Raw genomic sequence first — 24,773 nt, forward strand, 5'->3', positions numbered from 1 at the left:
AATCAATAGAATGCAAATGTCAGATTGCGATGCGCCTGTTAGGGCGCGGCTGGTAAGAGAGCCTTATAGGCGCAGATGAAAAACCCCCGGCTATGCCGGGGGATACTTATTCCTTTTTTAATAATCAAAAAGCTATATGTAAAAGAACTATGCGGGAAGTTTACTCATTAAAGGATAAATCAAATGCCGATATTGCAGAAACATCCAGATAGCAAGATAAATCCCGTTCTTCTGGCCTTAAAAGGTAAGGTATTTCCCCTAACTGTGGAGCGGTTATATGATACCGTAACCTATCCAATATTTTAGCATAGTGCGCTAGTCCGGGATTGATGCGGTTAGCAATCCAACCAATCAAAGGTACACCATCATTAATGATGGATTGAGCTGTTAGAATGGCGTGATTAACACAACCAGCCTGAATGCCGACGACCAAAATTACGGGGATTTTTTCTTGCACAACCCAATCAGAATAAAACGTTTCATCTTCCAGTAACATACGCCACCCACCATTACCTTCAATGATTACACGATCTACTTTATGCCCTAAATTTCTTAGGCCTTTTGTCATTTGAGTGAAATCAGCACGATTTCCTTCTTCATAATTGCTTCCCCAAATAACTGGATTGATTTCTTCATAATCTACTTGAACCGGTGAAGATTTATGTATGACCAAAGCATCACGATTACGTATTCCCTCCAGAGTTTCTCGTTTTTCTGTCGCAATAGGTTTATATCCTACTGCGGTTGTTCCTTCACGATTAAAAACCTGCAGTAATGCGCGGGTAACAACTGTTTTACCGATGTTGGTATCCGTGCCTGTAACAAATAAGCGCGTTAACATAAATTCATTTTTCCGTTTTCCATAAGAACAGACCAGATAGACCGGTTATTCTCTTTAGCGAGTAGGTTTAGAGTGTAGAAGATGAATTTGAGGTAGAGATTGAGTTAGCTCAATGTTTTGCGGGATGTGCGCTATTCTTATCCTTGCATAAGCTCGATCAGTAGTTCGCCATTAGGATCGATTTGAATGTGCCCTATTTCTACGACACTATGATTTCCGGCATGGAGCATTTGCCCTGCTGTCATAATTCCTGCGCCAACATAATCATCAAGTCCTGTACGTTGGTGCAAAAAACTCCCCAACGGAAGATTTTGAATACCGTAGTATAGTGAACTATCGATGACTCTGTTAATCGGATCTATTAAACAATCTTATCTGTAAATCTCTTATACAATATTTGAGATCAGGAGATTGGTTAGCCGTTCTGCCGCAGGGCTATTATTACGATTTTTATGTTTGACCAGCCAAACTTCAGAGTAAGCAGGATTATTCGCTAAAGGCAGATATTGAACTCCATCCAGTTTCATTCGAATAAATGATTCAGTAATAATACTTACTCCCAATCCCGCAGCAACCAATCCTAGTATTGTCATTGCTTCCCCTGCTTCCTGAGAAATAGTCGGAACCACTCCCACATTGGCCAATAAAGAAATAATCTCGTCGTACAATGCCGTCCCTACATCACGCTCAAAAAACACTAACGGGAAATCAGATAGCATTTTCAAATCAACACCCTTATTAGCGTACTTCAGTAAAGGATGTCCATTATATACAGCTAACATAAAACGTTCTCTAAAGAGTAACTGATGTTCTAGATTATCGGGTAATGATGTATTACGCATAATCCCTATATCAATCCGGCCTGTCTGCAAAGGTGCTATTTGCTGTTTAGTATTCATTTGATGCATTTGAATAGCTACGTCAGGATAACGTTCTCGAAACTGACGTAAACTAAGCGCTACTTTCTGCATAAAAGGTGCGATAGACGTAAAACCAATCGATATCTCCCCTAACTCTCCTTGCTGCATTCTGGCCGCTCTGATCGCAGCCGCATCAACCTGAGCAATGATTTGATATGCTTCCTGAAGAAACATACGTCCGGCAGGTGTCAGATTAACATTTCTGTTATTACGCACCAGTAACTGTGCATTTATATTTGCTTCCAGAGCCTGTATTTGTTGGCTTAATGGTGGTTGTGAGATATTCAACCGTTCAGCCGCTCGCCCAAAATGCAACTCTTCCGCAACAGCAATAAAGTAACGCAGATGCCTGAGTTCAATATTAGTAGCCATTATCTATTACCCAATTGATACTTTTAAAATATTATTCCTAACGATTAATATATTAGACAAAATATTTTTGAATTCCTATCCTTGATCTAAATCAAGTAGTTAACGTTTGTTTTATATAGATAAGGAAGTAGCGTGAATACAACCCAAAGCGTCAGTGAAAAATCAGCAGTCTCTGGCGTTGTTAAAAGAGATGTTGAAAACACGATTAATCCAGGACAAAAAAGTCAACAGCATTACATTCAACGTAAAGAGACTGCATACCTACGTGTCACTCTATCATTCTTTGCCGTTGGGCTGGCAACTTTTGCATTGCTCTATTTTATCCAACCCATTTTGCCGATCTTGTCAAAAGAATTTAATATTTCACCGGCCAATAGTAGTTTGGCTCTATCACTTCCTACTGGGATGTTATCTCTGGGTCTATTAATCACAGGCCCTTTATCTGATGCACTGGGCCGTAAAAATATCATGGTAATATCACTGGTTGCCGCCGCCATTTTTACTCTCTTAAGTGCCGTAGTATCAAGTTGGCATGGAATTTTGTTTATCCGCGCATTAGTAGGTTTATCGGTCAGCGGAGTTGCTGCGGTTGCAATGACCTATTTAAGTGAAGAAATTCATCCCAGCTATGTTGCCTTATCCATGGGGCTTTATATCAGTGGTAACTCAATAGGAGGAATGAGTGGACGTTTGATTACTGGTGTAATCACAGATCACTATTCATGGAGATTGGCAGTCATCTTATTAGGCGCTTTTGCTTTAATCTCTTCCATCGCATTTTGGAAACTGTTACCAGAATCTAAGCATTTTAAGCCAAGCCCATTAAAACCTAAAACGCTGCTTATAAATTTGAAGATACATTTTCGTGATCAAGGTCTTCCCCTTCTATTTGCTGAAGCTTTTTTGATTATGGGAAGCTTTATCACCATGTTTAACTACATTGGTTATCGATTATCAGAAGCGCCTTATCATTTAAGTCAGACTATCGTTGGGTTACTATCTATCGTCTATCTAACAGGAACTTATAGTGCCACCAAAGCTGGAACATTAACAAATAAATATGGACGAGGAAAAGTATTGTTAACTGCTATTAGTACAATGTTGGTTGGTTGCGCAATCACCCTATTTTCTCCTATATGGGCAGTAATTCTGGGAATGATGATACTAACAACGGGCTTTTTTGCTGCTCATTCAGTTGCTAGTGGATGGATTGGTCAAAGAGCCAAGCGAGCAAAAGCGCAAGCTTCATCACTTTACTTATTCTGTTATTACTCTGGTTCCAGTATTGCAGGGACATTAGGTGGAATATTCTGGCTCCATTTCGCCTGGAACGGTATTGCCGTATTTATTTCATTATTAACTATTGTTGCTCTCTATTTAGGATTCAAACTCAATAACTTATTAAAATAATTACAATTGCCGACATAGTCTTCTATTTTCAATCACCATTCTTAATAATAAGATTGAGTCGGCAATGATGAGACTTTTTCCAAATATCCATTAACAAGTTCAATGCATCCTTCTTTTTTTAAAGAAAGTAATACACGTTGTATACAACTGCGTGAAATTGTACATCTTTGCTCTATGTACTTAATCACTGTAGTATTTTCCCTGAAATCCACTGGTCAATTCATCAGGCGGGATAATAAATTATATACGATTTCTCGATTATTATGACAAAAAATACTAATATCTCTTGCATATAAGAAAGATATTTTATAGGAAAAAATCCTCAACCAGTCGTTATACAGATTGTGTGTCCTTATAGTACTTAACGCTCTACTACGAGGAATCTGATAAATCTTACAATTTTCCCCTAATTCAATGGAATAATAAATTCCTACACTAGGATAAAAAGATAAACCAATAACATAAGGTGAAAAAAATGTCGCAATGATTAACTCATCCTCTATTCTACGTATATTGACATGCCCTTGTTCTAGTAAGAAAATTTTAAGAAATTTACTATCTATTTTAATTGCTTTTCCTTGTGTTAATAAATCTGTCGTGATCAGTTCAGAGTGTGGCAATAATACATTAATAACCTCATTGAAGGAACCTAGAGGTTTGATTAACTTTTTCATACTTAACAACCTTTTTGAGCTATTTACTTTACTGATTTTATGTTTAGTAAAGTAAATGATTGCATAATTAACTTATTTTAATGGGTTAATTTTTTACCATAATTTTAATTTTCTTTGCAATAATTGTTTTTTATTTTTTTATGTACTATTTAGCTTTTGTTTGATTTTGTTGTGGTGGTTTTTGTAAGTTATGGTTAAACTTAAAGTATGTTGTAACTAAAAAAGTATTGTGAATGACTGATGACAGCAGAGAATATATTCATGAATAAATATCTTTCAATAGAATCACTGACAACCTGCTTCAAAAAGCAAGAAGAAAAACTGTCTGAGCTGGTTGGATTGTTAATGAACTATTCCCTTATTGATGCCCGGATATTTGAATTACCTAAAATAGAGAAAGGCGAAGAACATGAACAAGTGACCGAAATTATGGTCAATCCATTGCAGGGGGATGAAGCGCTCAATGTAGGTTTACGCTTCTACCAGAAATTATTTATACATCATAATAACCCTAACATCAGCAGCAAAGCTGCGAGCCGCCTTCCCGGAGCATTGTGTTTTGCTGTCAACCACCAGCAATATAAAGAAGCAATGAGAGTCATTGACGAAGTAAATCAGTTAAAAATAGAGCTGGAAAATATCGTTACCAAAGAATCAGGCGTCAGCAAAGAGCAACGATTTGAATTTGTTCATGAGCATTTGCGAGGCCTGATTACCCTGAATGCCTATCGTACTATCACTCACCTATTAAATCCTGACTCCATTAATTTTGGTTGGGCCAATAAAAACATTATTAATAAGGTTACCAAACAACAAGTTCTGGAAAGACTGGAAAAAAGTTATAATGCAGGAAGAGCAGTTCCCCCCTACTCCAGTGAACAATGGGCAGCATTGGTGGCATTAGAGATTACAGATATCAAAAAATTGCCTGATGATGTGGTATTGAAAATCAAACGACCAGTTAAAGTACAACCTATTACCCGCGTATGGTATTCAGAAATACAAAAACAAGTTCAATATGCTTGTCCAGTTCCGGTGATTGTTTTCTATACGGAAGATAAAGAAATCAAACCCAAACTCGGTATGCTGTCTAACTACAACGCCAATGCAATTAAATATAGATATAAGCCCAAAGCCAAGCCACTTGAGATAGTAATTCCTCGCCTACATCTCTACAAAGAAATCTAAAATGCAAAAATAAGTACTGCCGTCAGTTGAGGGCAGTATCAGATGTTTCCCTAATAAAAAACCGGAGAATATTTACTCCGGTTTTTTAATTCAGTAACATAAATAAGTTATCTGCTCATAACAAGCATTACTTCATACTACCAACCATATCTTCTGGGCGTACCCACGCATCAAATTCAGCTTCAGTTAAATATTCTAACTGAAGAGCTGACTGTTTCAGGGTCAGGCCTTCTTTATGCGCTTTTTTGGCAATCTCTGCAGCTTTATCGTAGCCAATATGAGTATTCAACGCAGTGACTAGCATCAGTGATTCGTTCAGCAACTGAGTAATACGATCATGGTTAGGTTCAATACCAATAGCACAATGCTCATTAAAACTGCGCATACCATCCGCCAACAGTCGAACGGATTGCAGGAAGTTATGAATAACCATCGGGCGGAATACGTTCAATTCAAAGTTACCAGATGCACCACCAATATTGATCGCCACATCGTTACCCATAACCTGAGCGCATAACATGGTCATCGCTTCACACTGAGTTGGGTTCACTTTGCCTGGCATGATGGAGCTACCCGGCTCATTTTCAGGAATGGAAATTTCACCAATGCCACAACGAGGACCAGAAGCCAACCAACGAACATCGTTAGCAATCTTCATCAATGATGCAGCCAAACCTTTCAATGCGCCATGCGAATGAACCAATGCATCACAAGTTGCCAGCGATTCAAATTTATTTGGTGAAGTTACAAAAGGCTGACCGGATAATTCAGCAATTTTTTGCGCAACACGAACTGCATATTCAGGATGAGTATTCAGGCCAGTTCCTACCGCTGTCCCACCCAGAGCCAGTTCACACACATGAGGAATGCTATCTTCAATATGTTTCAAGTTATGTGTCAACATAGCTGCCCAGCCGGAAATTTCCTGGCCTAAGGTCAATGGAGTTGCATCTTGTAAGTGAGTACGGCCAATTTTTACGATATCTTTAAATGCTTCAGCTTTATCTGCCAGAGTTTTTTGTAGCACTTTTAACTCTGGTAACAGATGTTCACGTACTGCAATCACTGCCGCAACATGCATGGCCGTGGGGAAAACGTCATTAGAGCTTTGGCTCTTATTAACATCATCATTAGGATGAATCAGACGTTCATTACCCCTCTCACCACCAAGGATCTCACTACCACGGTTCGCCAACACTTCATTCATATTCATGTTGCTTTGAGTTCCCGAACCGGTCTGCCAGATAGCAAGAGGGAATTCTGTTGGGTGTTTGCCTTCCAACACCTCTTTCGCCGCAGCGATGATTGCATCACTACGCTCTTTAGGCAGAAGACCTAGATCCATATTGACGCTGACCGCTGCTTGTTTAGTCAATGCCAGGGCCTGAATCAATGCAACAGGCATTTTTTCCTGAGAAATGCGGAAATGCTCCAGTGAGCGCTGAGTTTGCGCCCCCCATAATTGGTCAGCAGGTACTTCGATAGGTCCCATTGAGTCTTTTTCAATGCGAGTGGCTGCCATTACTATCTCCTTAGCACACAGAATAATTGAATACGCCGGAACAAACTTTGCAGATAAATTAGTCGGCACTTTTTTATTATGCCATAAATTCAATATCGATAATGCGACCCAATCGTGTTTATTGTATTGTTGTCTATAAATAAATTACTTTTTTATTATAGGAAATTCCGCCATGCTAAAAATGACCAACAACATCCAACATTATGACTGGGGAAGTAAAACCGCCCTGACGGATATCTACGGTATCGAGAATCCTGATAGTCAACCAATGGCAGAATTATGGATGGGAGCACATCCGAAATGTAGTTCATTGGTCACTGATCCTCAAACAGGCGAAACTATTGCCTTGAACACTTTGATCGAGAAAGAACCAGAAAAATATCTTGGTGAAAAAGTAGCCCAACAATTCCAGCGTTTACCTTTTTTGTTCAAAGTGCTGTGTGCCGCTCAACCATTATCTATTCAAGTGCATCCTGACAAAAAATCCGCAGAAATGGGCTTTGCCAGAGAAAATACACTGGCAATCCCTTTAGATTCAACAAAGCGCAACTACAAAGATGATAATCACAAACCTGAATTGGTATATGCACTGACACCGTTCAAGGCCATGAATGCTTTTAGGCCTTTATCTGAGATTGAGAAACTATTGGGTCATGTTTCTACCGCACATCCAGATATTCAAACATTTCTCCAGCATCCAACCGAGCAGAGCTTGTCGTTTCTATTTTCACAGTTATTGAATATGCAAGGCGAACAGAAATACTTGGCAATTGCCGTCTTAAAGTCAGCGTTGAACAATCATCAAGGCGAGCCGTGGGACACTATCAAAAAAATGACCACGTTCTATCCAGATGACAATGGACTGTTTGCTCCACTCCTGCTCAACGTGGTTGAACTCAAACCTGGTCAAGCGATGTTTTTATATGCCCGCACCCCTCACGCTTATCTTGACGGCGTGGCCTTGGAAGTCATGGCCAATTCTGATAATGTTCTGCGTGCTGGTTTAACCAACAAACACATTGACGTTCCCGAATTAATGGCTAATCTGGATTTTATTCCAAAATCTACCGATACTTTGCTAACCGAGCCAAAACAGGAAAAAGACGCCTTGAATTACCCTGTTCCTGTCAATGATTTTTGTTTTTCTGTTTATTCTGTTGCAGAACAGCTAATCTCATTAGAAAATGATTCAGCTTCAGTTCTATTCTGTGTTGAAGGATGGGCTGTTATCAGCACCGATAGTCAGCAATTAAGATTATTCTCAGGTGAATCAATCTTCTTATCTGCTATAGAGAAATCTGTAACTGTTTATGGCAATGGGAAAATAGCCAAAGTATCTAATTAATTAAATTAGATTCATGGGCTTATAATCGTTTCCATTAATTATTAATCACATTCTCAGTGAAAACTGATTAAAACCATTTTAGCTAGACTATACACTTAACAACCATTTTTGACATAAATACAAAACGCATACACCGACCATGTTACATGCGTTAAAGGATGGAATTTTCATATGAAAAAATCGTTAGTTGCAGTAAGCGTTATTGTTGCTTTGGGTGCAGTATGGACCGGAATGTCATGGTATACAGGTAAGCAACTTGAAAGTCGTTTAGATCGCTTTATAGAAAAAGCAAACACTGAACTGAAAAATTCAGCACCTGAAAACGGATTAGAATGGCAAGCAAAAGATTTCAAACGAGGCATTTTCAGTTCTGATGTCCGTTTGATCCTAACCACCAAAGGCGGTATAGAAGAAGCCGGAATTAAGCCAAATGAAGAAGTCATTTTCAAATCGACTATTGATCACGGGCCATTCCCCATTGCCAATCTGAAAACATTCAATCTGGCACCGAAAATGGCTTCTATCCATTCAGAGCTTGAACAAAATGATACGCTAAAAGAATTATTTAACCTCACGGATGGAAAACAGCCATTCAAATCAGATGTTAACGTTAGTTATAGCGGCACCATCTCTGCCAATATTGAATTTGTCCCTATTAAACATACAAAAACCAATAAAAATGGCGATCAACGAGTTCTGTCATTCACAGGCGCAAAAATCAACGCCAATACTAATCGCGATTTAAGTACATTTGCATTCACCGTAAAAAGTGATGAATTATCTTTCAGTGATCCTGCAAAAAAAGAAACAATTTCACTTAAAGGAATTGATTTCGAAGGGAATGAGAAAAAAGGCAATTTCGATTTTTATATTGGAAATCAAAATTTTAGCATTGGTGAATTCAGTATGAGTGGAATTACTAATGAACCAAGTATTTCTCTCAAAGGAATAAAAGTCACCTTGAATTCGAGCGAGGATAAAGATAATTTAAATATCAAGGTTGCCAGTAGCATTGATGGCTTAAAAATTAAGGATATAGAGTTCGGTTCCGGTAAGTTCAATCTGGGTATGGAAAAGTTAGATAGCCAATCTGTACACAAATTTACTCAAGCCTATAATGAAGCGGCACAAAAGGCCTTGGCTACGAATAGAGTATTGCCTGATGATGCTGTTCTCAACAACTTACATCTACTCATAAACAAAAATCCACAATTCAGCATTTCACCTTTAAGTTGGAAAAACAGTAAAGGTGAAAGTTCAATGGATTTCAAACTTTCCTTACAAAACATTCCAGAAGATAAAAGTGCGTTATCCCTCATGGAGCCGGAAGAAACAATTCGTACTCTGGTTAAAGAATTATCATTGAACATTAACGTACCTAAGGCCATGTTGATAGAATCTATCGTACAAGCAGATGAGCTAGACGGTAAGGATAAAACTGCCGCTAAAATTAAGGCTGAGCAACAAGTTCAAACTGTTGTCCTCCTTGGAAGTAAATTCCTCACTGCTAAAAATGGAGTTATTGGCCTTAACTTCCACTATGCCAATGACAAAGTTAAATTAAACGACAAAGAATCCAGCTTACATCAATTCCTGCTTGATAATAACCTTTCCGGATCCTATGATGATGCGGATGGTATAGAAAGTCAGCATGATGATAAGGCTGAACTTCCGGTGGTTGAATAAATACAGTTGAATAACTGTCACCATAACAAATAACCAGAACCCGAGTTTCGGGTTCCCTCACTTTCCAGCCAGTCAACGTGTTGACTGGCTTTTTTGTATATATAAAATTTGATAAGAAGGATAAGAAAATGATTGACATACAGCTTCCTCTGACCGATTTACACCGCCATCTTGACGGTAATATTCGCCCTGAAACCATTTTGGACCTCGCTCGTCAACATAATATCCCACTCCCGGCCTATGAACTGGAAGCATTACGCCCCCATGTCCAAATTATTGAAAATGAGCCTAACCTTGTTAGCTTTCTACAAAAATTGGACTGGGGTGTTACTGTTCTGACCGACTTAGACGCTTGCCGCAGGGTCGCCATCGAAAATGTTGAAGACGCTGTCAATGCAGGTCTTGATTATGCTGAACTGCGTTTTTCCCCTTATTACATGGCCATGAAACATCAACTTCCCGTTGAAGGTGTCGTAGAAGCAATCGTCGATGGTATCCAATCAGCAAGTCAGCAATATGATATACAGATCCGTTTAATTGGTATCCTGAGCAGAACATTTGGTGAAAAAGCTTGCTCCCAAGAATTAGCCGGACTTCTTGCTCATAAGCAATACATTACTGCATTAGATCTGGCTGGTGATGAATTGGGATTCCCAGGCCATCTCTTTGAACAACATTTTAACCAAGCACGTAATGCGGGCTGGAATATTAGTGTACACGCAGGTGAAGCAGCTGGTGCGGAAAGTATTTGGCATGCTATTCGTAAATTAGGCGCGACGCGTATCGGACATGGAGTAAAAGCAATCACCGATCCTGCCCTGATGGATTATCTGGCTGAACACGGTATCGGTATTGAATCCTGCCTGACATCAAACCTGCAAACCAGCACCGTCAGCTCCCTGCTAGCTCATCCACTGAAACAATTCCTCGAGCACGGTATTCTGGCATCAATCAATACAGATGACCCAGCAGTAGAAGGCATTGAAATTCGTCATGAGTATAATATTGCTGCGCCAGCAGCAGGACTGTCTCCAGTCCTGATCAGACAGGCACAGATTAATGGATTGGCAACTGCATTCCTCAGTGAAGCAGAAAAACAGGCCCTGAAAGACAAAGTCGCCAACCGCTAAGAAGTGTTATTTATTTCTAAAGGCAGAAAACTACTCTGCCTTTTTTGTCCTCAGGCGTAGAGCATAACGCTGAGCAAACACAGCACAGACCATTAGTTGGATTTGGTGAAAGATCATCAATGGTAACAACATCACTCCGACCACTGATGCAGGAAACAGTACATTAGCCATCGGCACACCATTCGCCAAGCTCTTCTTCGAGCCACAAAACACTATGGTTATTTCGTCTTCTTTGCTAAATCCCAATAAACGCGAGCTATATACATTAATTATTAATACCACAGACAACAAAACACAGCAGACGATACCAATCATAAAAAGCGAATGAGCATCTATTTTATGCCAAATGCCCTCCACCACCGCCTCACTAAATGCAACATAAACCACCAGCAATATAGAAGAACGATCCGTCATATTGACCAATTTTTTATGTTTTTCCACCCAACTGACAATCAAAGGACGTGATAGGTGCCCAACAATAAAAGGTACCATCAGCTGCAAGACAATATCTTTTATCGCTTTCCAAGTATCGGTATGAGCGTCACCTTCATTAGTTTGGATCAAAAAGCCAACCAATAATGGAGATAGAAACACGCCCAATAAGCTTGAAGCGGAAGCACTACATATTGCTGCTGCAACATTTCCACCAGCAACGGAAGTAAAGGCGATAGCTGACTGTACTGTGGCAGGTAAGGCACAAAGATAAAGAAATCCCATATAAACCGTTGGTGACATCCATTCTGGCACAATAAAACTTAATCCCATACCCAGTATGGGAAACAAGATAAAAGTGCTGGTGAAAATCACCAAATGCAATCGCCAGTGTCCTATCCCTGCCAAAATGGCATTACGAGATAACTTCGCACCATGCATAAAGAATAACAATGCAATAGCGGCCGTTGTTAAGTACTGAAACCACTTTTTAGCTTCACCTTCACAAGGAAAGAACGATGCAATGATGACCACCGTAATCAGTATCACCAAAAAAGGATCGATTCTTAATTTTTGCAACACGTTCATCAATATAGCTCCCCTTGCCCTACCTGCCAGTGTGTAATCAATCAATTAAGATTGTACGTTGTTCTTTTGCTGATTTTTCACCTGCCTCAATAAGCTTCATGATCAAAATAGCTTCGCTGGCAGTCACTGGGTTAGGTTTTCCAAACAAAATCGCATCACGAACAGCAGCATAATAAGCCCCATAATTACCCGGCATAGTTGGGATAACTTGCGTAACTAAATCTTCACCTTGTGACAACGTCACATAACCATTTCGTGCATCATATCCCCAATCTGCCCGTGGTGGCCTTTCTCCTGCTTTCAAACACTCTTCCTGAGGATCGAGACCATATTTGGTATAACTACCAGCCATACCATGCAATGTATAAATAGGTGACTCTGCCGCAGCAAGCATGGTTGCATGTAGTACAACTTTCAAATCAGGATAAGTGAGTTGCGCATGAAAATAATCCGCAGTCTCTGCGCTCGGACGTATCATGCCTAAATCTGTTGTGATGGCTTGTGGCTTGCCAAAGAGTTGAACCGCCTGATCCAATAAATGAGGCCCTAAATCATACCAAATACCACTACCTGCTCCGGCAGCTTCGCGCCAACGCTGGCGAACAGAGGGACGATAACGGTCAAAGTGGGATTCATAATATTTCAGTGCTCCCAATTTATTTTCTTTAATGATTGATTGCACTGTCAAAAAACCAGAATCCCAACGACGATTATGGAATACAGACAACAATAAATTCGCTTCTTCCGCTTGTTTTTTCAGTGATTGAGCTTGTTCTACAGTAATGGTAAAAGGCTTATCAACGATAACATGCTTCCCCGCTGCAAGCGCCTTTTGCGCTAATGGATAGTGAGTATCATTTGGTGTTGGGATCACAATAAGGTCAATATTGGGATCATTGAAAAGTGCCTCTGGCGAAGAAACGACTGATACCGTTGGCCAATCTTGTTTGACCTTATATGCATCACTACTGGAAATTGCAACCAATTCAACATTGGATGTCCCTGCAATCAATGGAGCATGAAACGTTTTACTTGCATAGCCATAACCAGCCAAACCAACTTTTAAAAAATCGCTCATAACCACCTCTAAAAAATGATCGTAATATTATGGTTCGTAATACCATACCTAGTGACGAGGCATCAGAAAATATCACCACCTATCACACGTTAGCAAATAATCCTGATTCCTGTGCTACTATCTTTTTTCTATAATATATTTCCTATATCAAAGACACTCATGATGGAGTGAAGATTTTTTATGTATCAATCCAATGATTATTATCGCATCAACGGCTGGTTATTAGCGCCCGCTGCATACCTAATAATGACATTAATCGCAGCTAGTTTTATGTTGCTGTTATATACGATGATGTTTATCCATAAAAATGAAGCAATTCATCAAATCAGCGGTAGCTTTACCACGTTGTGGTACACCTCCGTATTAACCACTGCAATGATGTGGTGTTTTACTGTATGGATATTGAAGTTACTTTTTATTCGTTCGAAACGATTCCCACGTATTTTTATTATTTGGCTGATGGTTTCTGTTCTGATTGCTATAAAAACCTTCGCCTTTTCCCCTATTTCCGATGAAATGGCAATACGCTCTTTATTATGGCCATTGCTGGCTGCTGCTGTTTTCGTTCCTTATATTAAACGCTCACATCGAGTAAAAATGACTTTCACACAAGATCGATAACATACCCCACAATTGATTGTTATCATTGCCCCCACTTGCCCCACACTCAAGTGGGGGATTTCTATTCAGACTATATAAGCAGTGTTCCACTTTCCTAATATCTTATTTTCAGGTACAGCAATGACTGAATACCTCTTGTTATTTATTGGCACAGTTTTGGTCAATAACTTTGTTTTAGTAAAATTTTTGGGCCTATGCCCTTTTATGGGCGTATCCAAAAAACTCGAGACCGCTATCGGCATGGGGTTGGCAACGACTTTTGTGCTCACCCTGGCCTCTATCAGTTCATGGTTGATAAACACTTTTATTCTTGTTCCGCTTGATTTGGTTTATTTGCGAACCCTGAGCTTCATCCTCGTCATTGCGGTCGTCGTTCAATTTACTGAATTAGTCGTCCGCAAAACCAGCCCGACACTGTATCGCCTCTTGGGGATTTTCTTGCCACTGATTACAACCAACTGTGCTGTACTTGGTGTCGCACTGCTGAACGTCAATCAATCCCACGGCTTTTTACAATCTGCCATATATGGCTTCAGCGCTGCGGCTGGTTTTTCCCTTGTCATGGTGCTGTTTGCCGCCATTCGGGAACGTCTGGCTGTTGCCAATATTCCTGCCCCTTTTCGTGGTTCATCGATAGGGCTTATTACTGCGGGGTTAATGTCCCTCGCATTTATGGGCTTTAGTGGTTTGGTGAAATTCTAATGATGTCATTATGGATTGCTATCGGCGTGTTAGGTGTGCTTGGGTTGGCCTTTGGTTTAATTCTAGGTTTTGCAGCTCGTCGTTTTAAAGTAGAAGAAGATCCGATTGTTGAAAAAATCGATAATTTATTGCCTCAGAGTCAATGTGGGCAATGTAGCTATCCCGGTTGTCGCCCCTATGCGGAAGCAGTAGCTAACAATGGCGAAATGATCAATAAATGCGCTCCCGGCGGAGAGCAAGTTATGATCAAAATATCTGAGTTGCTGGGTATTGATCCGCAACCGCTGGATGGCGACGATAGCGTTCAGAATCCTGCCAGAAAAGTTGCTTTTATTGATGAAGAAAATTGCATAGGATGCACAAAGTGCATTCAAGCGTGTCCTGTGGATGCCATTATTGGTGCAAACCGTGCCATGCACACCGTTGTTGAAGATCTCTGCACAGGTTGCGACCTGTGTGTCGCGCCTTGCCCAACAGATTGCATTACAATGATTCCAGTTGCTACTACAACCTCAAATTGGAAATGGGATTTAAACACCATTCCAGTAAAAAACATTCCCGTAACACCAGAGCCGACGTTGTTCTCTCCTGCTAAGCCTGTTGAGGTTAAAACCCATGTTTAATCTACTCAACTTACTTAACAAGAATAGAATCTGGGATTTTGATGGTGGCATCCATCCACCGGAAATGAAACTGCAATCTAGCAGCACCCCGTTACGTCATGCCCCATTGCCGGATGAATTAATTATTCCCCTACAGCAACATTTGGGGCCAGAAGGTGAATTGCGGGTTAAAGTGGGTGATCTAGTGCTGAAAGGCCAGACGTTGACGCTTGGAGTAGGTAAAACGCTGCCTGTTCATGCCTCTACATCAGGAACAATTATCGCAATCGAACCTTGCGTCACAGCACACCCTTCTGGATTGAAAGAACTATGTGTCCGGTTACGCCCTGATGGTAAGGACCAATGGATAGAACGTAATCAAGTCGCTGATTACACAACGCTGGATGCTAATGAAATATTGAAACGCATTCAGCAAGCCGGCATTGCAGGCTTAGGTGGCGCTGGTTTCCCTACTGAGACAAAACTGAAAGGTAGTCAACATAACCTCAAAATTTTGATCATCAATGCCGCAGAGTGTGAACCCTATATCACCGCTGATGATCGTTTAATGCAGGAACATGCAGAAGAAGTTATTGAAGGTATCCGTATTTTGATGCATTTGCTCAATCCAAAGCAGGTGTTGATCGGTATCGAAGATAACAAACCCGACGCAATTAATGCCCTAGACGCAGCACTCAATGGTGATAAATCCATCATTGTGCGAGTTATTCCAACCAAATATCCTTCTGGTGGTGCCAAACAACTTACCAAGATCCTGATCGGAAAAGAAGTTCCTTCTGGTGGACGCTCTTCTGATATCGGCGTTCTTATGCAAAATGTGGGCACAGTAGTGGCTATAAAGCGAGCTATTATTGATGGAGAGCCATTAATCGAACGTGTCGTCACACTCACAGGAGAATCAGTAACTTCTCCCGGTAATTTCTGGGCACGTCTTGGTACACCGGTTCAATTCTTGCTACAACAAGCTGGATTTAAATCAGGATCAGAACAGATGGTCATTATGGGTGGGCCATTAATGGGTTTTACTCTGCCTGACTTGAATGTTCCCATCGTAAAAATCAGTAACTGTATCCTTGCGCCTTCGATACAAGAGATGGAACCAAAAGAGATTGAAGAGGCATGCATTCGTTGTGGCTTATGCGTTGAAGCATGTCCGGCTGGGTTATTACCTCAGCAACTTTATTGGTTCAGTCGTGGGCAAGAACATGAAAAAGCCAAAAATCACAATTTATTCGACTGTATTGAATGTGGTGCCTGTGCTTATGTGTGCCCAAGCAATATTCCCCTGGTTCAATACTATCGACAGGAAAAAGCCGAAATACGCGCCATTGATGCCGAGACACGCCGCTCGGCCGAAGCTAAAATTCGGTTTGAGGCTAAACAAGCGCGTATGGAACGAGAAAAACTGGCTCGTGAAGAACGCCATAAAAAGTCTATGGTTCAAGTCGATAGTAAAGAGCAGAATGCTATTCAAGCCGCCCTTGCCCGTGTAAAAGAAAAACAGGCTACAGTCGGTAAAGCTATCACCATACAAGCTGGACAACTACCTGATAATGAAGACGCGATTGCAGCACGTAGAGCCAGAAAAGAACAGTTGCGTGCTCGTCAGGCAGAAAAACAAGCCCCTACAAGCTTGGATGCAGATACATCAGCATCGGCTGAAGACAGTGCTCCGCGTAAAGCCGCCCTCGCCGCTGCAATAGCCAGAGCAAAAGCGAAAAAGGCAGCCCAAAATAGCGAAGAGGTGACAATGTCACCGAAAACAGTTTCCGAAGCACCGGAAGAAACCGATCCACGTAAAGCGGCTGTCGCAGCAGCCATTGCGCGTGCCAAGGCTAAGAAAGCCGCGCAAAATCAGCCGGAGCCGACGCCACCACAAGCAGTTTCCGAAACACCGGAAGAAACCGATCCGCGTAAAACGGCTGTTGCAGCAGCTATTGCTCGTGTCAAAGCTAAAAAAGCGGCTCAAGCTCAAGAAGAACAAAGAATCACAACAGAATAGTGAAATTTATCGATGAAATTTAGGCCAGTAAAAACTGACAACAACCTGTTAAAAGTCGCGAGTTCGCCTTTTACGCACAACAAAAAAAGCACCAGCCAGATTATGTTTTGGGTAGTTTTAGCTGCCATACCGGGTATGGCAGTACAAACCTATTTCTTTGGCTATGGAACTTTGTTCCAGATCGCGTTGGCTGTCATTACCGCATTATTAGCTGAATCCGCTGCTATTGCGCTAAAAAAACAGTTGATACTTCCTTATCTCAAGGATAATTCTGCTTTAGTCACAGGATTACTTTTAGGTATTAGCCTGCCACCATTAGCACCATGGTGGCTAATCGTACTCGGAACATTTTTTGCCATCATTATTGCTAAGCATTTGTATGGGGGACTGGGACAAAATCCATTTAACCCTGCCATGGTTGGTTATGTTGTTCTGCTGATCTCATTTCCTGTACAAATGACCAGTTGGATGCCTCCGGATTCTTTACAAGCATTCACTTTAACGCCATGGGATAGTCTGATGGTCATTTTCACAGGGCATATGCCAGATGGTTCTACTTTATTACAACTGCAACAAGGCATTGATGGATTGAGTCAGGCAACACCACTGGATAGTTTTAAAACTGGCAGACTGACTCATGATATTAATGAGGTATTGCAACAACCTATTCTACAGGGCGTTCTGGCGGGCATTGGCTGGCAGTGGGTCAACATTGCTTATTTGGTCGGTGGCCTGATTATGCTCAACCGAAAAGTCATTAACTGGCAAATCCCAACAGCATTTATTTTGTCACTGGGCGCTTGTGCGTTGATTAGTTGGTTTATTGATCCTACTCGCTATTCACCACCTTTATTGCAACTCTTTTCCGGTGCAACCATGTTAGGTGCATTTTTTATTGCCACCGATCCGGTTAGTGCATCAACAACACCAAAAGGTCGTCTGGTTTACGGAGTCATCATTGGTGGGCTTATCTGGGTAATCCGTGTCTATGGTGGTTATCCAGACGCGGTTGCCTTTGCGGTATTACTGGCAAACATATGTGTACCGCTTATTGACCATTATACTCAACCTCGTGCTTACGGCCATAAATAGGAAAAGGGAGATTACCATGTTAGAAACCATGCGTCGTCACGGTATTACCCTCGCAATTTTCGCCGCTTGTACGACAGGGTTAACGGCAATTGTTTATTCGTTGACAAAAGACCGTATCGCTGAACAAGCAGCTTTGCAACATAAGGTATTGCTGGATCAAGTTGTTCCTCCTAACTTTTATGACAATGATATGCAAAATGAGTGTTATCTGGTGACAGACAATGCATTAGGTAACCATCAACCCCATCGTCTTTATCTCGCCCGTAAAAATGATGTTCCGGTTGCTGCTGCATTGGAAAGCACAGCACCAGACGGCTATTCAGGTGCAATTCAATTAATTGTGGGTGCTGATTTCTCTGGCAAAGTGTTAGGTGTTCGTGTGACTGAGCATCATGAAACCCCAGGTTTGGGAGACAAAATTGAAACCCGAATCTCCGATTGGATCTATGCTTTTTCTGGTAAGAAAGTGATGTCAAAGAGCGATGAAAACTGGGCGGTTAAGAAAGACGGCGGAGAGTTTGACCAATTTACTGGTGCTACTATTACACCTCGTGCTGTTGTCAATGCCGTTAAACGGACAACCCTTTATCTGGAAACAGTACCAGCGCAACTTTCTTCGCTGCCAACTTGTGGAGAGAAATAATCATGAATGAAACCAAAAACCTATTTATCCAAGGGCTATGGAAAAACAACTCCGCATTGGTGCAACTTTTAGGGCTTTGTCCCCTTTTGGCCGTTTCTTCTACTGCCACCAACGCATTGGGATTAGGGTTAGCGACAACCCTGGTTCTGTTCAGTACCAACATTGCGGTATCAGCCTTACGCCGCTGGGTTCCCCATGAAATTCGCATTCCGATTTATGTGATGATTATTGCATCTGTCGTCAGTGCCGTTCAGATGCTAATTAATGCCTTCGCATTCGGATTATATGAATCATTGGGGATCTTTATTCCGCTAATCGTCACTAACTGTATTGTTATTGGTCGAGCGGAAGCCTACGCATCTAAGAACTCAATCTATCATTCAATGATTGATGGTCTTGCGATGGGATTCGGTGCAACTTTTGTCTTGTTCGTACTGGGCGCGATACGTGAAATTCTGGGTAATGGCACACTGTTTGATGGTGCTGATTTATTACTGGGCAATTGGGCTAAATTACTGCGTATTGAGATTGTTCATATGGATTCGCCTTTCCTGCTAGCTATCCTGCCACCCGGTGCCTTTATTGGATTAGGTTTGATGCTGGCAGGTAAATATCTCATTGATGAACGCATGAAGAGCCGGACAGAAAACAAAGAACGCCAATACTATATAGCAAAAAAACACAATATAGAAAAAAATACAATGTAGAAAAAAGCTGTGGAAGCCATATTACAAGAGACTGAAGGTGCAACCAGATATGAACCAACAAAAACGGGTTGAGATACTCACCCGCTTACAGGATAACAATCCACACCCAACAACTGAGCTGGTGTTCAACTCCCCATTTGAGTTGCTCATTTCCGTATTACTGTCTGCACAGGCTACAGATGTCAGCGTGAATAAAGCAACGGCAAAATTGTATCCTGTGGCTAATACGCCACAGGCGATCCTTGATTTGGGTGTTGATGGTTTGAAGGAGTATATAAAAACCATCGGGTTATATAACACCAAAGCTGAGAACGTGATTAAAACCTGCCGGATTTTACTGGAACAACATCAAGGTGAAGTGCCGGAAGATCGTTCGGCGCTGGAAGCTTTGCCGGGTGTTGGGCGCAAAACAGCCAATGTTGTGTTGAACACGGCTTTTGGCTGGCCGACAATTGCCGTTGATACGCATATTTTTCGTGTCAGCAATCGGACTCAGTTTGCACCCGGAAAAAATGTTGATGAAGTGGAAAAAAAACTCTTGAAAGTGGTGCCGGCTGAATTCAAGGTTGATTGCCATCATTGGCTGATTTTGCACGGCCGCTATACCTGCATTGCCCGTAAACCTCGCTGTGGATCTTGTATTATTGAGGATTTGTGTGAATATGCAGACAAAACTGAATGATAAAAATCCCATAAACTGAATCATTACCTTATCTTTAATCTCCAAAAGTCTGTTTCCTGTGGTGATAAATAGGAAACAGACTAAACAGACTAAACAACTACGCTATTGCCAGATTTTCTTCCTCTATGTTTTTGATGCCCAAAACCACAATAATTGGATAAGAATCACAACTGGATAAAAACACAGTATATCGTATTTACGGCATTTTTGTTTAATAGTTAAACTTTTGTAGGCTTAAAAACAACCATGTTAATCAAAAAACCAGCTTCAAAAATTATGCTGGCTTATTTCTAAAAACTAATCATCAAAACGGTTTCGTAGGTAAATACTTACCATCCAAAGTTATTACTGCTCGACTTCCGCCTTCTGGATCTTCGACCTTCTTAATATCTAATCTAAAGTCAATTGCGCTAATAATACCATCACCAAATTGTTCATGTATTAATGCTTTTAGTGTTGTTCCATATACTTGCAACATTTCATAGAAACGATAATAACGTTTTAATTCATCTATAGTTGGTATATCAAGTTCTGTATCTTCATTAAAGATATGAACACCCTCTTTTCTTATCGTAACAGTATGTGAATTTCCTGTTCTTTTACATTCCAGACTGTTACCAGAACTAACATCATTGCAAGCTGTTACAAAATCATTAATGCCAAATAATATAGTTTCATAATATTTATTATTAATTGCGCCATTACATAACAACTTCACTAGAAAGAACAATTTTAATTAACGCAAGTGTTACAGTATTTAATACAAATAAATAAAAATGTAATATCATTACATCCATAAAAAATAAAGACTCACCATTAGTGGCCTTTACACCTTTAATTATTTAAATGAATTTATTTAGATTACATCAATAAGGGAAATGAATTAAATCTAAGTTATTACATATAAAAAATGAAATTATGTCGAAAGTAAAATTTCATAGTTTATCATTCTGTATTTTTCTGATGAATTTCCTTTGATTGTGCTAAAATTTGTGACATTAACGTCCAATTCAACGAATTTACAATTCAGACGATAACAGCCATAATTGTACCATAATCGTATGAAATGATAGTTTCTAGGCAGAGCAGTATTAAAACGCCTAAGCGATATTTCATTCATCATGGTGATTTTGGGGCGTACAACTCCATAACATTAATATATGCATAAAACCAATAAATTTCCTGATTCCGTGATAATTTTTCCATAAAATCACCTCATTCTATGTATATACGGCATGCAATTTTTAGGCTTACTCCACAAATTTTCCTGTTTTGTTAAGATGTTGCTTGCCCCATACCTTCGATTCGCGTAAAACTACTATCTAAAATTATCCATAATAACCCCATACTCCCCAGATATTATGTTTCAAAATAATCCGCTGCTTGCGCAGCTAAAACAGCAACTTCACTCTAAAACTCTGCGCGTTGAAGGCTTAGTCAAAGGAACTGAGAAAGGTTTTGGGTTTTTAGAAGTCGATGGACAAAAAAGTTATTTCATTCCACCTCCCAACATGAAGAAAGTAATGCACGGTGATCGGATTACCGCTGCTATCCATACAGACAAAGATAAAGAGATTGCCGAGCCAGAATCTCTGATTGAACCATTCCTGACTCGTTTTGTAGGAAAGATCCTGAAGAAAGAAAATGACAATCGACTCTGGATTACTCCTGACCATCCATTATTAAAAGACGCCATCCCTTGTCGCCCTACAGACCAAGTTAACCATACGTTTGAAAATGGCGATTGGGCCGTAGCTGAAATGCGCCGACATCCCCTGAAAGGCGATCGCGGTTTTCATGCTGAAATTACCGGCTATATTACGCAAGGTGATGATCATTATGCACCATGGTGGGTCACATTAACCCGCCACAGTCTGGAACATGAAGCTCCAACCATGACAGATTGCCAGCTGGATGACAGTTCTGTCGAACGCATCGATCTGACCGCTCTTGATTTTGTTACTATTGATAGTGCAACAACCGAAGATATGGATGATGCCCTGCATATCACCAAAAATGATGATGGCAGCCTGAAACTTTCTATTGCTATTGCAGACCCCACAGCTTATATCAAAGCGGGTAGCGAACTGGACAAAATTGCCTATCAACGCTGTTTCACCAATTATCTGCCGGGTTTCAATATTCCAATGCTCCCTCGTGAGCTGTCTGATAACCTATGTTCTCTGCGCCCTAATGTGCGTCGCCCTGCTCTGGTTTGTCAAGTTTCTATTTTGGAAGATGGTCAGTTGAGCGATGATATTCAATTCTTCGCTGCATGGGTCGAGTCTAAATTTAAGCTGGTTTATGACGAAGTCTCAGATTGGTTAGAAGGCCAAGAGGGTTGGAAGCCAGAGTCAGACGCCGTTACTACTCAAATCACGCTTCTGAAAAAGATGTGTGAACGCCGCAATAACTGGCGCCTGAAAAACGCACTGGTTTTCAAGGAACGTCCAGATTATCGCTTTATTCTTGATGAAGGTGGCAATGTTGTTGATATCGTTATTGAACAACGCCGCTCAGCCAACCGCATTGTTGAAGAGGCCATGATCGCAGCGAATTTATGTGCAGCTAAAATTCTGCGTGATAAGTTAGGCTTTGGTATTTATAACGTCCACACTGGCTTCGAACCTACCCAGATTGAACAAGCCGTTGACGTTCTCAAAGAGCATGGTATCGAGGTTAATGCTGAAACATTGCTGAAATTGGAAGGTTTCTGTGAATTGCGCCGTGAGCTGGATAGAAAACCAACGCAATTCTTGGATAGCCGTATCCGCCGTTTCCAAACTTTTGCCGAAATCAAAACAGAACCGGGTCCGCACTTTGGGCTAGGATTTGATGCTTACGCTACTTGGACATCTCCTATCCGTAAGTACAGCGATATTATCAACCACCGCTTGTTGAAAGCTATTATTCAGCAAGTTGAGGCAGAAAAACCAACCGAAGATCTTTGCCTGCAATTGACTGACCGTCGCCGAGCTAACCGCATGGCAGAACGTGATGTCGGTGACTGGCTCTATGCCCGTTTCCTGCAACCTCATGCAGGCACAGATAAAACATTTCCGGCAGAAATTATCGATATTACCCGTGGTGGCCTGCGTGTTCGACTGGTAGATAACGGGGCCATTGCTTTTGTTCCCGGACCATTCTTACACTCTATTCGTGATGAACTCCAATGCAGTCAAGAAACAGGTTCCGTGTTGATTAAGGGTGAAACTGTTCACCAATTGAATGACATCATCAATGTCCGTATTGAAGAGGTCAGAATGGAAACCCGCAATATTGTGGCGCGTCCTGTATAAGTTAATACAGTTAATTTTACCAGTTACCAGCAATATCTATAAAACTGCCGCCATAAATGGTGGCAGTTTTGTCATAATACTTCTGTAAGAATATTACTGTCATAACAGTAGGATAATCCATTCAGTACAATACCTGATAATATCAGGTCCAGTTGGCATCGAATTAATAACCTGATTTCCCAATCAATCCTAAGGTCTTCCCATATGCGACTTTCTTCATTAAACCGGATAGGTTTCACAACCGCTCTTGCTTCCTTGCTTGGTGTATTATTCACTTGTCCAGCCAGTGCGACTATTCAGCAAAATCAATTTCTCCAACGAGATCAAGATCCTCACCAGAATGAAACATCATCCCTAAGGAATTCCCTCAAGACAAAAGAGATTATCCACCAGCTTTCCATACTAGAAAAAAATGCTAATGGCCGGCTTGGTGTGGTGTTGATAGACACGTCTGATTATTCCACCATCAATTACCGTGCAAACGAACGTTTTCCTCTATGTAGTACCAGTAAACTAATGGCGGTATCCGCTATTCTGAAAAAAAGCGAAACAGATGCTCACTTATTAAACCAACGAGTTCACTATCAACAATCAGATCTTGTTGAGTACAGCCCCATTACAGAAAAGCATCTCAAAAATGGTATGACAGTGAAAGAATTGAGCGCAGCAACACTACAATATAGTGATAATGCAGCTATGAATTTGCTTCTTAATCAACTTAATGGTCCAAGTGAAGTTACAAGATTTGCTCGCGCTATTGGTGACAATTATTTTCGCCTCGATCGCCAAGAGCCTGAGTTAAATACCGCTGTTCCAGGTGATGAACGTGATACATCCACACCACAAGCCATGGTAAAAAGTTTGTATAATTTAGCGCTTGGAAATGCTTTGGCTACAACACAACGTGAACAATTAATTGAATGGTTAAAAGGAAATACAACCGGTAACGCCAGTATTCGTGCCGGAGTGCCCAAAGATTGGGTGGTGGGAGATAAAACAGGCCGCTGCAATTATGGTACAACCAATGATATTGCGGTAATTTGGCCAGTCCCCAAGCGTGCACCTTTGGTTTTGGTTACTTACTTTACTCAGCCAGATAATAAAGAAGCCCATGCTCGTCCCGATGTATTAGCAGCAGCTGCACGTATCATGACTCAAAATGGGGAACTGAGTAAATAAAGTTTTTTCACCAAATAACAAGCTATGCGGCAAATAA

Annotated in this window: 23 protein-coding genes and 1 pseudogene; 15 read left to right on the forward strand and 9 right to left on the reverse strand. The window is 40.9% G+C overall.

Annotated features, from left to right (window positions below; all coding sequences use genetic code 11):
- Positions 1-160: 160 nt before the first annotated feature.
- The 3 genes from bioD to PSI23_RS12285 form a co-directional block, all read right to left on the reverse strand.
- Entirely contained in the window at positions 161-841 is a 681-nt protein-coding gene (gene bioD / locus PSI23_RS12275; RefSeq protein WP_273555368.1) for a dethiobiotin synthase, read from the reverse strand.
- Between the two features lie 137 nt (positions 842-978).
- Positions 979-1,131 carry a hypothetical protein gene (locus tag PSI23_RS12280; RefSeq protein ID WP_273555369.1) on the reverse strand — a complete coding sequence of 51 codons (153 nt, stop codon included), beginning with the start codon at positions 1,129-1,131 and terminating at the stop codon, positions 979-981.
- A 96-nt stretch (positions 1,132-1,227) separates the two neighbouring features.
- The gene (locus tag PSI23_RS12285) at positions 1,228-2,133 is read right to left on the reverse strand and encodes a LysR family transcriptional regulator (RefSeq protein WP_273555370.1); all 906 of its coding nucleotides are present in this window, start codon (positions 2,131-2,133) and stop codon (positions 1,228-1,230) included.
- A gap of 132 nt (positions 2,134-2,265) precedes the next feature.
- Here PSI23_RS12285 and PSI23_RS12290 point away from each other — a divergent pair, with 132 nt between their 5' ends.
- Positions 2,266-3,543 (forward strand): MFS transporter, encoded by a 1,278-nt coding sequence (locus PSI23_RS12290; RefSeq protein WP_373567322.1) that lies wholly within the window; start codon positions 2,266-2,268, stop codon positions 3,541-3,543.
- Positions 3,544-3,584: 41 nt separating this feature from the next.
- Here PSI23_RS12290 and PSI23_RS12295 read toward each other — a convergent pair whose 3' ends face one another.
- Together PSI23_RS12295 and PSI23_RS12300 are read right to left on the reverse strand one after the other, a co-directional pair.
- Complete coding sequence (locus tag PSI23_RS12295; RefSeq protein ID WP_273555371.1) at positions 3,585-3,755, reverse strand: helix-turn-helix domain-containing protein; 171 nt, start codon at positions 3,753-3,755, stop codon at positions 3,585-3,587.
- Between the two features lie 3 nt (positions 3,756-3,758).
- Positions 3,759-4,217 (reverse strand): cyclic nucleotide-binding domain-containing protein, encoded by a 459-nt coding sequence (locus PSI23_RS12300; RefSeq protein WP_273555372.1) that lies wholly within the window; start codon positions 4,215-4,217, stop codon positions 3,759-3,761.
- Positions 4,218-4,478: 261 nt separating this feature from the next.
- Between PSI23_RS12300 and tus the strand changes: the two genes are divergently transcribed.
- The gene (gene tus, locus PSI23_RS12305) at positions 4,479-5,405 is read left to right on the forward strand and encodes a DNA replication terminus site-binding protein (RefSeq protein WP_273555373.1); all 927 of its coding nucleotides are present in this window, start codon (positions 4,479-4,481) and stop codon (positions 5,403-5,405) included.
- A gap of 127 nt (positions 5,406-5,532) precedes the next feature.
- On the opposite strand, the gene fumC is transcribed toward tus, so the two are convergent.
- Positions 5,533-6,927: a class II fumarate hydratase gene (gene fumC / locus PSI23_RS12310; RefSeq protein ID WP_273555374.1), complete on the reverse strand. Its 1,395-nt coding sequence runs from the start codon at positions 6,925-6,927 to the stop codon at positions 5,533-5,535.
- A gap of 172 nt (positions 6,928-7,099) precedes the next feature.
- On the opposite strand from fumC, the gene manA reads away from it, so the two are divergent.
- The 3 genes from manA to add all read left to right on the forward strand — a co-directional run bounded on the left by manA (position 7,100) and on the right by add (position 11,088).
- Entirely contained in the window at positions 7,100-8,272 is a 1,173-nt protein-coding gene (gene manA, locus PSI23_RS12315; protein WP_273555375.1) for a mannose-6-phosphate isomerase, read from the forward strand.
- Positions 8,273-8,443: 171 nt separating this feature from the next.
- A complete protein-coding gene (locus PSI23_RS12320) occupies positions 8,444-9,958 on the forward strand; it encodes a YdgA family protein (protein ID WP_273555376.1) in 1,515 nt (504 codons plus the stop codon).
- 128 nt (positions 9,959-10,086) lie between these two features.
- The gene (add, locus tag PSI23_RS12325; RefSeq protein ID WP_273555377.1) at positions 10,087-11,088 is read left to right on the forward strand and encodes an adenosine deaminase; all 1,002 of its coding nucleotides are present in this window, start codon (positions 10,087-10,089) and stop codon (positions 11,086-11,088) included.
- A gap of 30 nt (positions 11,089-11,118) precedes the next feature.
- Here add and PSI23_RS12330 read toward each other — a convergent pair whose 3' ends face one another.
- Together PSI23_RS12330 and PSI23_RS12335 are read right to left on the reverse strand one after the other, a co-directional pair.
- On the reverse strand, positions 11,119-12,108 hold the full coding sequence (locus PSI23_RS12330) for a bile acid:sodium symporter family protein (RefSeq protein ID WP_273555378.1): 990 nt from the start codon (positions 12,106-12,108) through the stop codon (positions 11,119-11,121).
- A 37-nt stretch (positions 12,109-12,145) separates the two neighbouring features.
- A complete protein-coding gene (locus tag PSI23_RS12335; protein ID WP_273555379.1) occupies positions 12,146-13,186 on the reverse strand; it encodes an oxidoreductase in 1,041 nt (346 codons plus the stop codon).
- A 180-nt stretch (positions 13,187-13,366) separates the two neighbouring features.
- Here PSI23_RS12335 and PSI23_RS12340 point away from each other — a divergent pair, with 180 nt between their 5' ends.
- From PSI23_RS12340 to nth, 8 genes are all read left to right on the forward strand, one after another.
- Complete coding sequence (locus tag PSI23_RS12340; RefSeq protein WP_273555380.1) at positions 13,367-13,807, forward strand: DUF2569 domain-containing protein; 441 nt, start codon at positions 13,367-13,369, stop codon at positions 13,805-13,807.
- Positions 13,808-13,927: 120 nt separating this feature from the next.
- Positions 13,928-14,509 carry an electron transport complex subunit RsxA gene (rsxA, locus tag PSI23_RS12345; RefSeq protein ID WP_273555381.1) on the forward strand — a complete coding sequence of 194 codons (582 nt, stop codon included), beginning with the start codon at positions 13,928-13,930 and terminating at the stop codon, positions 14,507-14,509.
- Positions 14,509-15,132, forward strand: a complete 624-nt coding sequence (gene rsxB / locus PSI23_RS12350; RefSeq protein WP_273555382.1) for an electron transport complex subunit RsxB — start codon at positions 14,509-14,511, stop codon at positions 15,130-15,132. Before rsxA ends, rsxB begins: the two co-directional genes overlap by 1 nt.
- Positions 15,125-17,134: an electron transport complex subunit RsxC gene (gene rsxC, locus PSI23_RS12355; RefSeq protein ID WP_273555383.1), complete on the forward strand. Its 2,010-nt coding sequence runs from the start codon at positions 15,125-15,127 to the stop codon at positions 17,132-17,134. The genes rsxB and rsxC overlap by 8 nt, the downstream gene beginning before the upstream one ends.
- Positions 17,135-17,146: 12 nt before the next feature.
- Positions 17,147-18,226: an electron transport complex subunit RsxD gene (rsxD, locus tag PSI23_RS12360; RefSeq protein WP_273555384.1), complete on the forward strand. Its 1,080-nt coding sequence runs from the start codon at positions 17,147-17,149 to the stop codon at positions 18,224-18,226.
- Between the two features lie 16 nt (positions 18,227-18,242).
- Entirely contained in the window at positions 18,243-18,869 is a 627-nt protein-coding gene (rsxG, locus tag PSI23_RS12365; RefSeq protein WP_273555385.1) for an electron transport complex subunit RsxG, read from the forward strand.
- A gap of 2 nt (positions 18,870-18,871) precedes the next feature.
- Complete coding sequence (locus tag PSI23_RS12370; RefSeq protein WP_273555386.1) at positions 18,872-19,576, forward strand: electron transport complex subunit E; 705 nt, start codon at positions 18,872-18,874, stop codon at positions 19,574-19,576.
- Between the two features lie 49 nt (positions 19,577-19,625).
- Positions 19,626-20,258: an endonuclease III gene (nth, locus tag PSI23_RS12375; protein WP_273555387.1), complete on the forward strand. Its 633-nt coding sequence runs from the start codon at positions 19,626-19,628 to the stop codon at positions 20,256-20,258.
- Between the two features lie 304 nt (positions 20,259-20,562).
- Here nth and PSI23_RS12380 read toward each other — a convergent pair.
- Positions 20,563-20,751, reverse strand: a pseudogene (locus PSI23_RS12380) (cyanase); the annotation flags it as partial.
- Positions 20,752-21,619: 868 nt separating this feature from the next.
- Here PSI23_RS12380 and PSI23_RS12385 point away from each other — a divergent pair.
- Both PSI23_RS12385 and bla read left to right on the forward strand, forming a co-directional pair.
- A complete protein-coding gene (locus PSI23_RS12385; RefSeq protein ID WP_273555388.1) occupies positions 21,620-23,557 on the forward strand; it encodes an exoribonuclease II in 1,938 nt (645 codons plus the stop codon).
- Positions 23,558-23,761: 204 nt separating this feature from the next.
- Positions 23,762-24,736 carry a class A beta-lactamase gene (gene bla / locus PSI23_RS12390; RefSeq protein WP_273555389.1) on the forward strand — a complete coding sequence of 325 codons (975 nt, stop codon included), beginning with the start codon at positions 23,762-23,764 and terminating at the stop codon, positions 24,734-24,736.
- Positions 24,737-24,773 lie beyond the last annotated feature (37 nt).

It is taken from the genome of Xenorhabdus yunnanensis, assembly GCF_028598805.1.
In the GTDB taxonomy this organism is placed as follows: domain Bacteria; phylum Pseudomonadota; class Gammaproteobacteria; order Enterobacterales; family Enterobacteriaceae; genus Xenorhabdus; species Xenorhabdus yunnanensis.

Bases quoted from the DNA above. Each gene is read 5' to 3' on its own strand.
- rsxC (WP_273555383.1), top strand. From the start codon at position 15,125: ATGTTTAATCTACTCAACTTACTTAACAAGAATAGAATCTGGGATTTT.
- bioD (WP_273555368.1), bottom strand. From the start codon at position 841: ATGTTAACGCGCTTATTTGTTACAGGCACGGATACCAACATCGGTAAA.
- PSI23_RS12370 (WP_273555386.1), top strand. From the start codon at position 18,872: ATGAATGAAACCAAAAACCTATTTATCCAAGGGCTATGGAAAAACAAC.
- PSI23_RS12285 (WP_273555370.1), bottom strand. From the start codon at position 2,133: ATGGCTACTAATATTGAACTCAGGCATCTGCGTTACTTTATTGCTGTT.
- PSI23_RS12320 (WP_273555376.1), top strand. From the start codon at position 8,444: ATGAAAAAATCGTTAGTTGCAGTAAGCGTTATTGTTGCTTTGGGTGCA.
- PSI23_RS12385 (WP_273555388.1), top strand. From the start codon at position 21,620: ATGTTTCAAAATAATCCGCTGCTTGCGCAGCTAAAACAGCAACTTCAC.
- fumC (WP_273555374.1), bottom strand. From the start codon at position 6,927: ATGGCAGCCACTCGCATTGAAAAAGACTCAATGGGACCTATCGAAGTA.
- nth (WP_273555387.1), top strand. From the start codon at position 19,626: ATGAACCAACAAAAACGGGTTGAGATACTCACCCGCTTACAGGATAAC.
- PSI23_RS12335 (WP_273555379.1), bottom strand. From the start codon at position 13,186: ATGAGCGATTTTTTAAAAGTTGGTTTGGCTGGTTATGGCTATGCAAGT.
- PSI23_RS12340 (WP_273555380.1), top strand. From the start codon at position 13,367: ATGTATCAATCCAATGATTATTATCGCATCAACGGCTGGTTATTAGCG.
- tus (WP_273555373.1), top strand. From the start codon at position 4,479: ATGAATAAATATCTTTCAATAGAATCACTGACAACCTGCTTCAAAAAG.
- rsxB (WP_273555382.1), top strand. From the start codon at position 14,509: ATGATGTCATTATGGATTGCTATCGGCGTGTTAGGTGTGCTTGGGTTG.
- add (WP_273555377.1), top strand. From the start codon at position 10,087: ATGATTGACATACAGCTTCCTCTGACCGATTTACACCGCCATCTTGAC.
- bla (WP_273555389.1), top strand. From the start codon at position 23,762: ATGCGACTTTCTTCATTAAACCGGATAGGTTTCACAACCGCTCTTGCT.
- rsxD (WP_273555384.1), top strand. From the start codon at position 17,147: ATGAAATTTAGGCCAGTAAAAACTGACAACAACCTGTTAAAAGTCGCG.
- rsxG (WP_273555385.1), top strand. From the start codon at position 18,243: ATGTTAGAAACCATGCGTCGTCACGGTATTACCCTCGCAATTTTCGCC.
- rsxA (WP_273555381.1), top strand. From the start codon at position 13,928: ATGACTGAATACCTCTTGTTATTTATTGGCACAGTTTTGGTCAATAAC.
- PSI23_RS12300 (WP_273555372.1), bottom strand. From the start codon at position 4,217: ATGAAAAAGTTAATCAAACCTCTAGGTTCCTTCAATGAGGTTATTAAT.
- manA (WP_273555375.1), top strand. From the start codon at position 7,100: ATGCTAAAAATGACCAACAACATCCAACATTATGACTGGGGAAGTAAA.
- PSI23_RS12330 (WP_273555378.1), bottom strand. From the start codon at position 12,108: ATGAACGTGTTGCAAAAATTAAGAATCGATCCTTTTTTGGTGATACTG.